This window comes from Klebsiella sp. WP4-W18-ESBL-05 (assembly GCF_014169075.1).
GTDB classification, from domain to species: Bacteria; Pseudomonadota; Gammaproteobacteria; order Enterobacterales; family Enterobacteriaceae; genus Kluyvera; species Kluyvera ascorbata_B.
In genome coordinates, this window is the sequence record NZ_AP022057.1 from 2,497,259 (window position 1) to 2,512,625 (window position 15,367).

General features: G+C 51.3%; 16 protein-coding genes. 9 read left to right on the forward strand and 7 right to left on the reverse strand.

Features of this window, described 5'->3' with window-relative positions; genetic code table 11:
- Positions 1–78: 78 nt before the first annotated feature.
- Positions 79–783 carry an IS6-like element IS26 family transposase gene (locus H7R58_RS12090; protein WP_023312637.1) on the forward strand — a complete coding sequence of 235 codons (705 nt, stop codon included), beginning with the start codon at positions 79–81 and terminating at the stop codon, positions 781–783.
- Between the two features lie 104 nt (positions 784–887).
- Positions 888–2,117, forward strand: coding sequence for an EAL and HDOD domain-containing protein (locus H7R58_RS12095; RefSeq protein ID WP_000286799.1), 1,230 nt, complete (start codon positions 888–890; stop codon positions 2,115–2,117).
- A gap of 126 nt (positions 2,118–2,243) precedes the next feature.
- On the opposite strand, the gene H7R58_RS12100 is transcribed toward H7R58_RS12095, so the two are convergent.
- A protein-coding gene (locus H7R58_RS12100; RefSeq protein ID WP_095033700.1) for an IS1-like element IS1B family transposase occupies positions 2,244–2,941 on the reverse strand; the annotation gives its coding sequence in 2 pieces (ribosomal slippage) (positions 2,244–2,692 and positions 2,692–2,941; 699 coding nt in all).
- Between the two features lie 80 nt (positions 2,942–3,021).
- Here H7R58_RS12100 and H7R58_RS12105 point away from each other — a divergent pair.
- The 3 genes from H7R58_RS12105 (at position 3,022) to H7R58_RS12115 (ending at position 6,515) form a co-directional block, all read left to right on the forward strand.
- A complete protein-coding gene (locus tag H7R58_RS12105; protein WP_182934363.1) occupies positions 3,022–3,567 on the forward strand; it encodes a hypothetical protein in 546 nt (181 codons plus the stop codon).
- A gap of 489 nt (positions 3,568–4,056) precedes the next feature.
- Positions 4,057–4,551: a putative pterin-binding protein gene (locus H7R58_RS12110; protein WP_106926944.1), complete on the forward strand. Its 495-nt coding sequence runs from the start codon at positions 4,057–4,059 to the stop codon at positions 4,549–4,551.
- A 17-nt stretch (positions 4,552–4,568) separates the two neighbouring features.
- Positions 4,569–6,515, forward strand: a complete 1,947-nt coding sequence (locus H7R58_RS12115) for a putative bifunctional diguanylate cyclase/phosphodiesterase (protein ID WP_182934364.1) — start codon at positions 4,569–4,571, stop codon at positions 6,513–6,515.
- A gap of 53 nt (positions 6,516–6,568) precedes the next feature.
- Here the strand turns inward: H7R58_RS12115 and H7R58_RS12120 are convergent, their stop codons facing one another.
- The 3 genes from H7R58_RS12120 to H7R58_RS12130 form a co-directional block, all read right to left on the reverse strand.
- The gene (locus H7R58_RS12120; protein WP_182930548.1) at positions 6,569–7,231 is read right to left on the reverse strand and encodes a putative quinol monooxygenase; all 663 of its coding nucleotides are present in this window, start codon (positions 7,229–7,231) and stop codon (positions 6,569–6,571) included.
- Positions 7,232–7,300: 69 nt separating this feature from the next.
- Positions 7,301–7,891, reverse strand: coding sequence for an NAD(P)H-dependent oxidoreductase (locus H7R58_RS12125; RefSeq protein WP_182930547.1), 591 nt, complete (start codon positions 7,889–7,891; stop codon positions 7,301–7,303).
- 193 nt (positions 7,892–8,084) lie between these two features.
- On the reverse strand, positions 8,085–8,393 hold the full coding sequence (locus tag H7R58_RS12130; protein ID WP_182930546.1) for a superoxide dismutase: 309 nt from the start codon (positions 8,391–8,393) through the stop codon (positions 8,085–8,087).
- A gap of 139 nt (positions 8,394–8,532) precedes the next feature.
- Here H7R58_RS12130 and H7R58_RS12135 point away from each other — a divergent pair, with 139 nt between their 5' ends.
- The 3 genes from H7R58_RS12135 to H7R58_RS12145 all read left to right on the forward strand — a co-directional run bounded on the left by H7R58_RS12135 (position 8,533) and on the right by H7R58_RS12145 (position 10,826).
- On the forward strand, positions 8,533–9,444 hold the full coding sequence (locus tag H7R58_RS12135; protein ID WP_182930545.1) for a LysR family transcriptional regulator: 912 nt from the start codon (positions 8,533–8,535) through the stop codon (positions 9,442–9,444).
- Between the two features lie 27 nt (positions 9,445–9,471).
- Positions 9,472–9,954 carry a glutathione peroxidase gene (locus H7R58_RS12140; protein ID WP_106926934.1) on the forward strand — a complete coding sequence of 161 codons (483 nt, stop codon included), beginning with the start codon at positions 9,472–9,474 and terminating at the stop codon, positions 9,952–9,954.
- A 119-nt stretch (positions 9,955–10,073) separates the two neighbouring features.
- Positions 10,074–10,826, forward strand: coding sequence for a hypothetical protein (locus H7R58_RS12145; protein WP_182930544.1), 753 nt, complete (start codon positions 10,074–10,076; stop codon positions 10,824–10,826).
- 390 nt (positions 10,827–11,216) lie between these two features.
- On the opposite strand, the gene H7R58_RS12150 is transcribed toward H7R58_RS12145, so the two are convergent.
- A complete protein-coding gene (locus tag H7R58_RS12150; RefSeq protein WP_182930543.1) occupies positions 11,217–12,716 on the reverse strand; it encodes an aldehyde dehydrogenase family protein in 1,500 nt (499 codons plus the stop codon).
- Between the two features lie 233 nt (positions 12,717–12,949).
- Here H7R58_RS12150 and feaR point away from each other — a divergent pair, with 233 nt between their 5' ends.
- A complete protein-coding gene (gene feaR / locus H7R58_RS12155; protein ID WP_106926928.1) occupies positions 12,950–13,858 on the forward strand; it encodes a transcriptional regulator FeaR in 909 nt (302 codons plus the stop codon).
- A 10-nt stretch (positions 13,859–13,868) separates the two neighbouring features.
- On the opposite strand, the gene H7R58_RS12160 is transcribed toward feaR, so the two are convergent.
- Positions 13,869–14,090 (reverse strand): YgdI/YgdR family lipoprotein, encoded by a 222-nt coding sequence (locus tag H7R58_RS12160; protein ID WP_106926926.1) that lies wholly within the window; start codon positions 14,088–14,090, stop codon positions 13,869–13,871.
- A gap of 143 nt (positions 14,091–14,233) precedes the next feature.
- On the reverse strand, positions 14,234–15,298 hold the full coding sequence (locus tag H7R58_RS12165) for a 7-bladed beta-propeller protein YncE (protein ID WP_182930542.1): 1,065 nt from the start codon (positions 15,296–15,298) through the stop codon (positions 14,234–14,236).
- Positions 15,299–15,367 lie beyond the last annotated feature (69 nt).

The following is a 15,367-nucleotide window of genomic DNA, read 5'->3' on the forward strand; positions in this document are numbered from 1 at the left end:
CACGCCGCTCAATCCGGCACTGTTGCAAATAGTCGGTGGTGATAAACTTATCATCCCCTTTTGCTGATGGAGCTGCACATGAACCCATTCAAAGGCCGGCATTTTCAGCGTGACATCATTCTGTGGGCCGTACGCTGGTACTGCAAATACGGCATCAGTTACCGTGAGCTGCAGGAGATGCTGGCTGAACGCGGAGTGAATGTCGATCACTCCACGATTTACCGCTGGGTTCAGCGTTATGCGCCTGAAATGGAAAAACGGCTGCGCTGGTACTGGCGTAACCCTTCCGATCTTTGCCCGTGGCACATGGATGAAACCTACGTGAAGGTCAATGGCCGCTGGGCGTATCTGTACCGGGCCGTCGACAGCCGGGGCCGCACTGTCGATTTTTATCTCTCCTCCCGTCGTAACAGCAAAGCTGCATACCGGTTTCTGGGTAAAATCCTCAACAACGTGAAGAAGTGGCAGATCCCGCGATTCATCAACACGGATAAAGCGCCCGCCTATGGTCGCGCGCTTGCTCTGCTCAAACGCGAAGGCCGGTGCCCGTCTGACGTTGAACACCGACAGATTAAGTACCGGAACAACGTGATTGAATGCGATCATGGCAAACTGAAACGGATAATCGGCGCCACGCTGGGATTTAAATCCATGAAGACGGTTTACGCCACCATCAAAGGTATTGAGGTGATGCGTGCACTACGCAAAGGCCAGGCCTCAGCATTTTATTATGGTGATCCCCTGGGCGAAATGCGCCTGGTAAGCAGAGTTTTTGAAATGTAAGGCCTTTGAATAAGACAAAAGGCTGCCTCATCGCTAACTTTGCAACAGTGCCATAGAAAGGTTACATTTCTAAAAATTATAACGCTGACCTGGGGACCGGGAATATGTATTCATTTATCGCACGCCAGCCTATTTTTGACACAAAAATGCAGACCGTCGCTTATGAGCTGCTTTTCAGAGACGGAATGAACAATGCCTTTCCCGATGTTTCACCAGAATACGCCACGTCCAGAATGATTTCTGACCAGTTTTTATGCATCCCTGTTCCCCGTATAGCCAACAATCACAGTTCTTTTATTAATGTGCCGCACCAGATGATCATTAACGGACTGGGCGATACGCTGCCGAATGAAAAAGTGGTCATCGAAATTCTGGAAAATGCAGTCCCGGATGATGCGCTTTTCTGTGCCGTAAAGGATATGCACGACAGGGGTTACCAGCTTGCGCTCGATGATTTCACGATGGATGATGAATGGGACCGCTTTATGCAGTATATTTCTGTCATCAAATTTGATGTCAGAGACAATGACTATGAAGATATCCGGCAATATATCCACAGAAAAAGTCAGCTTCTGCAGGGCATAAAATTCCTTGCTGAAAAAGTGGAAACAAGGGACGAGTTTGAGCTTTACAGCCGGGCGGGTTTCGCGCTTTTCCAGGGATTTTTCTTCAGTCGCCCGGAAATCCTCAGAAATAAATGCCTTTCCCAGAACCCCCTGCCACTCTCCAGGCTGATGATGGAGGTGAACAGGGAAAACCCGGACTTTGCCGCGGTCGAACGTCTGCTTAAAACCGATCTGACGCTGTCATATAAAATCATGCGCTACGTCAGAAACATGCTGTTTAAATCACATGGCATAATTCAGGCGGACAATCTTACCCTGAAAGAAATGCTGATGTATATGGGGGGCAAAGAACTCCGGCGGTTTGTTGCGGTGGCCGCCCTTTCAAATATGGGGCGTTCCGGCATCAGTGAACTTTATCATCTGAGCATGGTTCGCGGAAAATTCTGCGAATTAATTGCCGAAAAAATAAATAATGTTTCATTATCCTATAACGCATTTATATGCGGTCTGTTTTCATTGCTGGATGTCATTCTTGAACTCCCCATGGACGATTTAATTAAACAGATTTCAATCCCGCAAAACGTAACTGCCGCGCTTTGTGAACATAAAGGTGAACTTTTTGACATACTGACCCTGTCGTTATGTTATGAGAAACTTAACTGGGAGGAAACCGCGAAAATATGTAATACCCTCAATATCAGCGAGTTCACTGTTATAGAAACCATGCAGGCCGCAACAAAATGGGCGGACGAGCTCGCCGTCTGTTAAGGATATTTATCACAAGACAAATCAGTCATACACATCATTTTTTTAATTAAAGAAATACCGGTGAACGCCGTTATATCCGCTTATCCAGACACAACGAGACACTATTATCATGGTAATAACTCCAACTTATTGATAGTGTTTTATGTTCAGATAATGCCCGATGACTTTGTCATGCAGCTCCACCGATTTTGAGAACGACAGCGACTTCCGTCCCAGCCGTGCCAGGTGCTGCCTCAGATTCAGGTTATGCCGCTCAATTCGCTGCGTATATCGCTTGCTGATTACGTGCAGCTTTCCCTTCAGGCGGGATTCATACAGCGGCCAGCCATCCGTCATCCATATCACCACGTCAAAGGGTGACAGCAGGCTCATAAGACGCCCCAGCGTCGCCATAGTGCGTTCACCGAATACGTGCGCCACAACCGTCTTCCGGAGCCTGTCATACGCGTAAAACAGCCAGCGCTGGCGCGATTTAGCCCCGACGTATCCCCACTGTTCGTCCATTTCCGCGCAGACGATGACGTCACTGCCCGGCTGTATGCGCGAGGTTACCGACTGCGGCCTGAGTTTTTTAAATGGCGGAAAATCGTGTTGAGGCCAACGCCCATAATGCGGGCGGTTGCCCGGCATCCAACGCCATTCATGGCCATATCAATGATTTTCTGGTGCGTACCGGGTTGAGAAGCGGTGTAAGTGAACTGCAGTTGCCATGTTTTACGGCAGTGAGAGCAGAGATAGCGCTGATGTCCGGCAGTGCTTTTGCCGTTACGCACCACCCCGTCAGTAGCTGAACAGGAGGGACAGCTGATAGAAACAGAAGCCACTGGAGCACCTCAAAAACACCATCATACACTAAATCAGTAAGTTGGCAGCATCACCTGATTTTGCTCTGGTCCTGAATGATATGCGCGATCACTATAAGAAGAATTTAGGCAAGAAAAGCGTCACCCGGTTCCGACCGGTAGAGGAAGTGCACGACGATATTTTGTTTGCCGCAGTAACGGATGACGTTGCCGTATCTGGCGAAGAAGTACTGGCACAGCTTAAAATCACCGCCAAGGCAGGCGCCACGGCAACCGCTACCGCAATCCAAAATGGCATTACTGACGCCACCGGCATCCTCAAGGACCACGGAGCGACATCGTCTGCTGTCGATGATTTTATCAGTAAAATGAACAAGCAAAGGGAAGATGCTAAACAGAACGCCAGTAAAACGATTGATAAGATTTATGACGAAGCGATCAGTATCGGCAAAGAGCATCCGAAGTTGCAGAGTTTAATTGCCGGTCTCATGGACACGGTTAGCCAGTTATTCCATGAGCTGGTGAGTAAAATTGTCGACTTTGTGGCGGGCATCGTGAAATCCGTCGTAGCGTGGCTAAACACCGCATGGAAAAGCATCAACACGTTCTTCTCAAGCGTTGGCAGCTGGGTCTCCGGCTGGTTTTAAGCCGTTAATCCCAGAATAAAAAACCGCCATCCTGCGGAGTGCGTCAATTTTGCGCCTCCGCTTCAACGCTGCCACTGCGCGTTGGTGATTCAGCACATTGCGATACCATGAGAATGCCTGTGTTATCAGGTTGATGTAAAATCTTATCCTGCCATTAAGCCAAAGTACGATTTATTCAGTAAAGCCTGCCGCAGGATAGCGGCAATACCGTGCTGCGCAATCAAATAATCCCCTTTATTTATATGCGTTTTTTTCATCCACAAATGGGCGACTTTTTTTTGTTCAGCTACAATAAAATTTAGCTCAACTCAAATAATGGACGCGATCGTTTTCAACGCACAGGCCCAGAGGGATACAACTAACTCACTGATTTAAATGAGGTTAAAAATAAAACAGAAATATTAAACTCATAATAGCCAGACAGCATATGTAAATAGAATGCTAACTAAATTATAATTCTTTCACATCTGATAGATAGGTAAGGTTAGTATGCGATTCATTGTCATGTTGTTAAGCATTGTGGTCTGCGCGCAGGTCTGGGCGGGCGAACTTCCCAAACCTACAGGGAAAGTCCTGCTAACACTGTCCGGCAATATCGAAAATACAAATGGTAGCGGTAAAGCGGCTCTGGATATCGCGGGTCTGGAGAAACTGGGCATGGTCAGTTTCCAGACAACCTCTCCCTGGTATAATGGGCGCACGACCTTTACGGGTATTCCCGTACAGAAATTAATGGATTATGTCGGCGCGAAAGGTTCCGTTGTTAAGGTCACCGCGCTTAATGACTACACCACCGTTATCCCGCTCAGCGATTTCAAGAAGTACAACGTGATCCTCGCTTTAAAAATCAACGGCGAGTATATGCGCATCCGTGACAAGGGGCCGTTATTCATTGTGTATCCCTATGACAGTCTTCCGGAACTGAATAATCAGATTTATTATTCCAGATCCGCATGGCAAGTCAGCAGAATGAATATTGAGTAAGGGTTCAGAAGCGCATTATGAACAGAATACTGGCGGCCATCATTTTTTCCCTTTTTATTTCTACGGGATATATTTCTTTCCTTGTGCATGAAAGGCAACAAGAGTTACAAAAGCTGACCCACTACACCGATTCATGGTCTGCTGCACAGCTGGTGTCAGAATATTACCGCTTCGAATCGTCGTTAGGCCTGTACACCATCGATGACACCATGCCCCTCGATGCGGTGCGTCTACGCCTCGATATTATGCTCAGCCAGAGTGCTTTACTGAAAGAAGGCGACCTGGGGCACTACATTGATAGCAATAAACCGCATCATTTACTGGCGGTGAAGCTGGAGGAGATTCTTGACTATCTGGACGCGAATCTTGAGAAGATGGACCGCCCGGAGCTCCAGGCATACCTGAAAAAAATGCATGCGCTTGATACCCCCCTGGGCCGCCTGTCGCCCGGTGCCTTGAATAAAGATGTTAACTCAATTAATAACGCCAACCTCAAAATTCAAACGCTGTATTATATTTACTCAGCGACATCGGTCCTGCTGATAATACTGAGTGCGATACTGGGCGTTCTGATATTTTATCAGAACAGGAACATCCTGAAGGCGCACCTTCAGGTGAAAAGCCTGGCTGAAGAGTTGCAAAAATCGAAAGAAAAGCTGCAAATCCAGAATGCGAAACTGGAATATGACGTATTCCATGACTCTCTGACTCAGATGAATAACCGTCATTTCTTCTGGGGAAATTTGAACAGGACTATCGACATCGCCAAAGAAAACAACACCTCGGTCACCGTGATGTTGTTCGATCTGGACTGCTTCAAGGAAGTTAATGACACCTATGGTCATGATGTCGGTGACATCTTATTACGCCAGATCTCCCATCGGCTGAGCTCGATAAACTTTACCTCCGACGCGCTGTACCGCTTAGGTGGCGACGAATTTGCGTTTCTCTCGAGCGGTCTGACCGAAAATCGTGCCGTGTTGCTGGCACAAAAAATCAGTGAATCCGTCAACCAGCCCTACACCATCTATAACTCGATTATCAATATTACCACCTGCGTCGGGATTGTTATCTCAGAAACGGAACGTCGCCCGGACTATCTGTACAAGTTCGCCGATTTGGCCCTTTATGAAGCCAAAAATGAAGGCGCAGGCAAGATTAAAGTCTTCCGTCAGCGCATGTTGGACAAGCTGCAGGAACGCCGGACCCTTGAGCATGATATGGCGCTTGCGCTCGTGAATAAAGAATTTGTGGTTTATTATCAACCCATTGTGGATTCATTCAGCCGCGAGATTTACAGCTATGAAGCCCTGATTCGCTGGGTGCATCCGTCAAAAGGGCTGATGTCACCGGACAGTTTTATTCCCGTTGCGGAAAAAACCGGCATGATCAACGAAATGGGAAGATCGGTGCTGGAAATGGCCTGCCGGGAGGCAGCTTCTTGGGCGATTCCGGCCAAAATATCCGTCAACGTCTCTCCGGTGCAGCTCAGCAGCAAAGGCTTTGCCGGCATCGTGCTGTCTATTTTGAAAGAAACCGGGCTACCGGCGGACCGCCTTGAGCTAGAGGTCACGGAAACCGCGCTGTTTACCGAGAGCAATACGCCGATGAATACGCTCAACAAGCTCAGATCCCTGGGCGTAACCATCGCCATCGATGACTTTGGCACCGGCTACTCTTCTTTGTCACGACTGAGCAGGCTGTCCTTCGACAAAATCAAAATAGACAAATCTTTTGTGCACTCGATATCCACCCAGGAAGACGCCCTGAATATTATCAAGCTCATCACCGGCATGGCAAAATCGCTCAATATGAAGGCGGTTGCAGAAGGGGTGGAAACGCTGGAACAGCTGGAAAGCCTGCAGGCGCAGGGCTGTGATTTCGCCCAGGGTTATCTGTTCAGTAAACCTCAGCCCTATATCGATGACGTGGTTAAATATCGAAAATTCCCCCTGTCATCGTAAAAGCGCTGCTGCCCTGCTATTGATGGATGGACCGAACAGGTCATCGTGCATCGTTAGCCTGGGCGGCATGCCATTGTTGATTTCATTCCGCCTTTATTACGCAGAAATACAGGGTTAACCGGAATGGCCTGTTTGCGGGTCGTTATTGCCGCGGTCTGCGTAATATAATCGCGGAAGTGCGGCGTTTGCCGGTGCTGCTGATAGTCTTCCTCGCTCGCATAAACTTCATAAAAATACCAGCGGCAGGCATTCGTGACGTCCGTTGCGGCATATATGGCAAGCACGCCGTGCTCCACGTCGATCGAAGTCGCCATTTCCGGCAACACGCTATTTTTGAATGCGATCTGGAATTCCGGCTTCACCTCCACAATCACCAGATTATTGATGGTTCGTTCATCCTGAATAACGTGCTTATCACCGACAAATTGAGGTACCAGCGTGATTTTCTGTTTCTGCTCGATAATCTCCGCGGCATTGGCGGCGAATGTCTTATAAGCTGCGCCATTCAGATGCTGGTAATAAGCGTCATCGTCATTATAGAGTTCGACCATATAAGCCCGTCGCAGATCACCCTTGTGTTTCAGGGCATACATTGCCAGCGTGCCAACTTCGCTACTGATAGAGGCTGAAATGGTTTGCTCCGCGATCTCATCATAGCGAGCGCTCTGATTGGCTTTAACGATAAGTTCATAAAGATTGATCGCGATATTCTGCATATTGACCCCTTTGTCAACGTCACACGGTAAAGTCGGCCGTCAGCGGCTGGCAAAAAATGCCCGATCGCCCTACGCTGCCGGTTGGCTGCGGGATGTCTGCCCCTTCGCCGAGAGCCCCTGCAAAACAGCCACCAGCCTGGCGGCATGTTCTCTGGCCTGCGTTTTTTGCTGCGCAATTTTATCTGCATCCCTGTCGGCATAGCTGATTCCGCAGGTGTAAACCGGGTCTAATAATTCAAGATTACACAGCCTTGCCGTGGTCTCAAAGGGGATTAAATAGTCCTCAACCGCGTGGCCGAAGAGCCCCTGCGCGTCATACAGCGACGCTGGCGCGCCCGTGGTAAACGAAAGTAGCAGCTTTTTACCGCCCAGTTTTGCCCTTGAACCATGGGCAAAGCCATGTACAAAAACCTCATCCAGCCAGCGCTTCATCAGCCCCGGCAGGCCGTACCAGGAAAATGGAAACTGCCAGACGATAATATCTGCCTTCAACAGGCTTTCCTGCTCAGCGAGAATATTGATTTTCCCGTCAGGATACAGGCTGTCCAGGCGACGAATTTCAGCATCAGGCAGCGCCGCGGCGATTTCGCCCAGAATAGTGGCATTCGCGATGGAATGATTCAGGTCAGGATGCCCGGAAATAATGGTAATATTTTTCATATTCAATGCGTTAGTTAGCTGTATGTGTATCGTAAAGTCAGTATAGACCTGGCCTATTATTATTTTTAGACGAGTAATAACTTAATCTCTTTTAGCTAAAAACGAATAATCACCGCCCGGTCTGGCAAAGGTGCGGGGGCACGTTGGTGCTGACCAACAGACCGCCCGTCGCGCCTGGAGCCATCGTGCCCGCCTACTTTTGATCTTTAAATTCCGCACTAAACAAGTTTTCCCAGTTCACAAATGAATCCAGCGGGATGCATTCGAACGACAGCAGATTTGCCTTTGCCAGCGGGAACTCAGCCATCGTTTCCATCGCCTCATCTACCGAGTCGCATTCCAGAAAAATGGCAACGCCGGGCCGGTCCTGGCGGAAATAGATATCGCGGATAAACCCGGCTTTATAAAGCCCCCAGGCGTGCAGCGTTTCAGCGGTCAGATGCGGCGCATACTGCTCAAGCGTGGCGCCGGCGGCGGGAACATCCAAACATAAAATTCTCATAACGGTCTCCTGAACACAGTTACCAGTGGGAAGTGGCTGAAGTATAATTGCTTGTATTCAGGAAGATTAGGTGCCGATGGGCTTAAGCATATTTAGCCTATAGTTAAGAATAAGTCGGGGATTTACTCAGGATGACAGCATGAATAATGCGATTTATAACCAGATACGCATATTTCAGAGCATTGCTCGCGAAGGCAGTATTTCCGCGGCCGCGCGAAAGCTGGAAATTACGCCGCCCTCGGTCAGCCATGCCCTCAAGCTGCTGGAACAGCATCTCGGCCACCCTCTTTTTGTCCGTACCACTCGGCGTATTGAGCTGACGGAAGCAGGCCAACAGCTGCTTGAGCAAACTACCGCAGCGGTGGACTCGCTGGAGAAATCGCTGGAAAGCCTGCGCGACCAGAACCGGGAACCTTCTGGCCTGGTGCGAATTACGCTTTCACGCTTCGCCTATCTGTTGATTCTGAAACCCGCAATGGCCGGCTTCTGCCAGCAATACCCGGGTATCCAGCTGGAGATATCGGTCTATGACGGTACCGTGAATATTATCGACGACCGTTTTGACCTCGGCATTCGTTTCGGCGATATTCTCGACGGCGGCGTCGTTGCCCGTCCGCTAATGAAATCGTTCCGTGAAGGGTTGTATGCTTCTGCGGCCTATCTCGCCGAATATGGCGTGCCTGAAGTGCCGGACGATCTCAACCGTCACCGGTTAATTGGCTACCGCTTTATCACCAACAATCGTATCCTGCCGCTTATTCTGAACGACAACGGCGAACCGCTGACCGTTGAGATGCCCAGCCAGCTCATCAGCAACGATATTGAGGTGATGGCCGACGGTATTCGGCATAATCTGGGGATTGGTCGTCTGTTTGAACCGGTTTATCAGTTACAGCCCGACCGGGAGAAATTTATCCCCGTCATGGAGCGCTACTGGCGAACCTATCCGTCGGTCTATCTTTATTACCCGAAAAGCGCCGGGAAAACGAAAAGAGTGAAGGCGTTGATTGATTTTCTGCTAAGCCATATGGAAAAACAGGCGTCAGCTTAACCCCATCTCACCGCTGAGGATTTCACTATGCCCACCTTTTATCAACTTTCCGCCACCGCGCTGAATGGCCAGCCCGTCGCCATGGCTGATTTCGCGGGCAAGCTGGTTCTGGTGGTCAATACCGCCAGCCATTGTGGCTTCACGCCGCAATACGCGGGTCTTGAAGCGCTCTACCAGAAATATGCCGGTCGGGGGCTGGTGATACTGGGTTTCCCCTGTAACCAGTTCGGTAAACAGGAGCCCGGCGGCAGCGACGACATTTCCCGTACCTGCCACATCAACTATGGGGTGAGTTTCCCGATGTTCGAGAAAGTCGAGGTTAATGGTGCCGGCGCGCACCCGCTGTTTCGTTACCTGAAGCGCGAACTGCCCGGTGTGCTGGGTGGGCGAATAAAGTGGAACTTCACCAAGTTTCTGATCGGCCGTGACGGTAAACCATTCAAACGTTTTGCGCCATTTACCACCCCGGAGAAAATGGAAGCGGCTATTCTTGATGCGCTCAAAAGTTAACCAGGTTTAACCATCAAAGCCTCGCACTTTTAGAAAATGCTTACCTGACGATTTAAGTTCTGTCTGATTATGCCGATTATCATTAACAATGAAAATACCAGACTAAGGTAGCATTTTTAATGAAGGATATTGCGAAATATACAAAATCTTTGGATTTAGCAAAGTACTATGTTTATGCCTTTTATGATCGAGAGGATCCCTTCAAAAAGCCTTTTTACATCGGTAAAGGTAAATCAGGGCGCTGTTTTGACCATATAAGAAACCCCGACGACTCGCCAAAATCTGCGCGTATTAAAGCGCTGCTGGCAAAGAAGAGCCTGGGCATCGATATTCTTCGACATGGCATGGACGAGCCCACGGCCAAACTGGTTGAAGCCACGTGTATCGACCTCCTTGGCGTGGGTGAATTGACGAACAAAGTGCGTGGAAGCAGCTCGCTGATGGGGCGCATCACCCTTGATTCTCTTCAACATTTACTGCTGCAAGAAGAAACCGAGATTGCACCGGAGCACGCTGGCCTCGCATTTCTGCTTAACAGTACCTACAAATCCGGTATGAGTGCATTGGAACTCTATGAGGCCACGCGCGGAATCTGGAAAAACGTGCCAAAAGATGACTCTTTAAAATTTGCTTATGCGACTTATGGTGGGCTGGTTATGGAAGTCTACGAAATACAGTGCTGGGTAAAAGCGGGTTCGCAAGAATACTTTACGCGTGAATTGAATATTGCCCCTGACACTCAACGAAGGGAGTTTGTTGGCCGAATTGCCGCTAAAGAAATCAGAGAGTTGTATGTTGGGAAGTTAATCAGAAAAGCACGCAGCCACGGTAGCCCGTTCGTTAAAGTCGGCGTGGGACAAGCTACGCCTTAACCGCACTGGCAAATCGTTTATTGTGTCAGAGACAGCGCCCGGTTTCTGACACAAATTGGAGCCCATCCCCAGCAGAAAAATAAATTCGCTCGTCACGCTCAAGCGCAATTGTCATTGTGATGAAAACCCCAGCATCACTTGATGTGATAATTTTTATATTTGACGGTTCGAACTGAATAAACATAGTCATCCTCAGCATCAATTCGGTTTTTGATGCCTTCTATCTTCTGCCACGATTTTTTGGAATTCAATTGATTTTCGAAACGCTTCTCGAAGAAGAATCACTTTGAGGACATGCAGAAGTCTGAATGCGAGAATTCGAACAGAGTTTGCCGCTCCATCGTTAGACCCACTCTCTCCCGGAAAGGGAGAGAGTGCTGATGGTAAAAATTAGTACCGCACGCACACCGATTTCGTTTCACACCAGTCATTCAGCCAGTCCGGACCAAAATCACGCCCCGTCCCCGACTGCTTCATGCCGCCAAACGGCAGGTTGGCGTCAATCAGCGTATGGCTGTTGACCCATACCGTGCCGGCCTGCAGACGGTCAGTGTAGTTCAGCGCCTGGGTCAGATCGCGAGTCCAGACGCTGGCGGTCAGGCCAAAGTCGCTGTCGTTGGCAAGGCGCAGCGCTTCTTCACCGTCGGCCACCCGCACCAGGTTCACCACCGGGCCAAATACCTCTTCGCGGGTCAGGCGCAGGTTGGCATCCGGGTTAATGACCAGCGTTGGCGGAATGTAGAAACCCTGCGCATCCGGGCCGACGTTGCCGGTAATCAACTCCGCGTTGTGCTTGCGGGCGTCGTCCAGATAGGCCGCCACTTTCGCGCAGTGCGCCTGAGAAACCACCGGGTTAATCTGCGTGGTCTCCAGCATACCTGGCCCCACCTGCAGCGATTTCACCGCCTGCTCAAAGCCGCTGACCAGCGTATCGAACAGCGGCGCTTCAATATAGATACGCGAACTGGCGGCGCACACCTGCCCCTGGTTAAGGAAGCTGCCGGTCATCAGGCCCTCAATCACCCACGCCGGATCGGCGTCTTTCAGCACGATCGCCGGGTTTTTTCCCCCCAGTTCCAGCGTGACGCGGGTCAGTCGGTCGGCGGCAACGCGCGCAATCTGTTTACCCGTGGCGGTGGAGCCGGTAAAGCTGACTTTTGCTACGTGCGGGTGCGATGTTAACGCCGCTCCGCACTCGGCGCCGCTGCCGGTGACCACGTTGAACACGCCTTCCGGCACCCCCGCTTCGATGGCCAGTTCAGCCACGCGCAGCAGCGTCAGCGGCGTGGTTTCAGACGGTTTGATGACGATCGAGCAGCCCGTCGCCAGCGCGGGCATCACTTTCCACATGCCAATCATCAGCGGGAAGTTCCACGGAACGATACCCGCCACAACGCCTACCGGCTCTTTTTTGGTCCATGCCTGGTAGCGCGCGCCTTGCGGGAAAGGAATCGATACGTCCAGGGTGCGGCCGCTGATCTTGGTGGCCAGCCCGGCGGTGTAGCGCATCCAGTTCAGCGTACAGCCCACTTCGAAGGCGCGAGAAATGTTGATCGATTTACCCTGCTCCAGGGTTTCTAACTGGGCCAGCTCTTCACCATGCTGCTCCACCAGATCGGCAAAGCGCAGCAGAATGCGTTCACGCTCGGCAGGCGTGCGGCCAGCCCAGCTGCGGGAGACAAACGCACGCCAGGCCGACATCACCGCGCGGTCAACGTCCGCCGCGTTGGCATCGGCGGTTGTGGCAATCGCCTGACCCGTGGCCGGATCCCAGACGGTGAGACGTTTTTCGCTCTGCGCCGCCTGCTGTGCGCCATCAATAAACAGGCCATGCTGACGGTCTAAAAACTGCTGCACGCTGGCGAGCAGCGCTACCTGTGCTGCGGACATATCGTCTCCTTATTCTTCGCGGTTAGTCATTTCAGTCTACGGCGGGTCTGGCGAAGGCGCTTTTATCTGTGTGACATTCGCTTGTGCGGCTGTGACAGAGACCGCAATTAAACAGATTGCTCTGGCAGAAATGTGCAACAGGTAATAGTTCTTTCATATATTCCCCGCTGAGCCCTTGTTAAAGGCAACATAAATGCAACAATGCCAAAACATTTTCATTGCAGAGATGGCGTATGGCAGCGGTAAATAGCGGTGAGACCTATCAGTCGTGGCTGGCAAAAATCAATCAGGTGTGCGGGCATTTCGCCGCGCGTCCGTTGGATGGCGACTTTCATGGTGAGATAGACACCAGCTATGCGGGCAGCCTCAAGCTCAGCACGGTCACCACCCGCAACGTCAATCTGTTCCGCACTCGTCAGGAGATCCGCAGCGGCAACGATGCCTGGTTCTATACCGTGTTTCAGCTCTCCGGCCAGGCGAGCATTGAGCAGGATGATCGTCAGGTGCAGCTGGAAACCGGCGATATGACGCTGATCGACGCCTCGCGGCCCTGCTCCATCCTCTGGCAGCAAACGTCGCGTCAGGTCTCGCTATTGCTGCCGCGACAGTTGCTGGAAAACCAGCTGCGCGGGAGTGGAATTAGCGTGGCGACCCGGCTGGATAAATCGCTACCGATGGTACAGCTCAGCCAGCGCCTGCTGCACGAGAGCATGAGCAGCCCGCAGCTATCAGCCAGTGAAAGCGAAGCCGCGCTTGATGCCATGGTCTGCCTGCTGCGCCCGATGTTACATCAGCAAGACGTCCGACCGTCACGGCGTGAGAAGCAGTATCAGAAAATCATGGCCTTAATTGATGATGCGATTCAGGAAGAGCACCTGCGCCCGGAATGGCTGGCCAGCGAAACGGGAATGTCAGTACGCAGCCTCTACCGGCTGTTTGCCGATAAAGGTCTGGTGGTGGCGCAGTATATTAAAAACCGCCGACTCGATTTATGCGCACAGGCACTGTTGTGCGCGCACGGCGATGAAAAACTCGCCGGAATCGGCTACCGCTGGGGGTTCAGCGACCACAGTCACTTCTCCACCGCCTTTAAGCAGCGATTCGGCATGTCGCCGGGAGAATATCGCAAGCGCGGCCGCTAAATAGCGAGAATCAGTTATCTTCGACCAGTTGGGCCACGTCGTTACTGTTGATTTGACGTGCGTTGCCGTCCTGATCGGTATAGCTGGTCATACCGGTGTCTTTATCAAGCTTCGGTTTTCCCTGCGTCACAATCGTCTGCCCGCTTTTGGTGGTCATCACGTAATTGCTGCTACAGCCTGCCAGCGCCAGTAGCATGACGCTCGCGCACAGAATAGATAACGGCTTATTCATGGTATCTCCCTTATTTAACCCTACCCACAGTGGGTTTAAGTGTCTGTATTGTAGGCCCGAGCGCAAAAAATGAAACCAGACGGATGTAACAGAAGTTATATCGGGAGCGAGCGGGAGGCGTAACGCGCCCCCCGTCGGGGTGATTACAGCGCGATGCGGATGACATCGTCAGGCGCAGTGGCCTCTTTCTGGCGGGTAGACTCCTGCTTCACGCTCACAAACAGCGTGTTACCGTCGGCGGACAGCGCCAGGCTGTTCGGGAAGGTTGGCGTCTTGATGGTTTTTGTCACTTTATAATCTTTGGCGTCGATCACCGTCACGGTACCGGCTTTACGCTGGGTCACATACACTTCGTTGCGCGTCGGGTTAAACAGCACCGCCAGCCCTTCCTGGGTATCGACTTTCGACAGCACCTTGCCATCTTTCAGGTTAACCACCAGCAGCTCAGGCTGTTTGGAATCGGTGATGAACGCACGCTGTCCGGCTCTGTCCAGGCTGATGTTGATGTAGAAATGCTCTTTGCCGTCATCCTGCAGCTTCTGGCGCTTGACGATTTTGTTGCTGGCGGTATCAATGGTCACCAGCTCACCGTCGGCGTTGGTCACGTACAGGCGTTCTTTATCCGCATCAACCGCCAGCCCGGTGCCGAAGCTACCGGTACCTTCAATGGTGGTTTTCAGCGCAATTTTATCGCCATCTACCACCCATACCGAGCTGCCTTCTTTACCAATGCCGGTGATGTACACGGTATTGGTTTTCTCATTTACCGCCAGTTGGCGCGGCTGCAACGGTTTCACGGTTTCGCTACGCTGACGTCCATCCAGAACCAGTCGCCCTTTCACATCGCCGGTTTTAGCGTCAATCGCCGTTACCGCGCCGTTGATCGTGTTGCCGAACCACAGGGTCTGGGTTTGCGCGTTCAGCGTGGCGCCAAACGGTTTAAGGTCGTTATGAATTGTCTGGGTCACTTCCAGCGTGACCGGGTCCAGGCGATACACCACCCCGCCCTTATCGGTTTTACGGCTCTGTGAGGTGGCCAGCCACAGCGCGTTCTCCTGCTGGCTGTAGGCCATTTCATATGCCCCTTTACCGACCGCTTTACGCAGCATTTCATCTGCGGCGTGTGCGCTAAAGCTCCCGGCCAGCAGTAAAGCACTCAACAACAGAGAACGGCGCAGGCGCGGTGCGGATAATTGACGTAATGACATGACGACTCCCTTTGATGAACTGAATGATTACTGCTTCACATGGCTTCAGCCTTCGCAGCGTCATGGCGC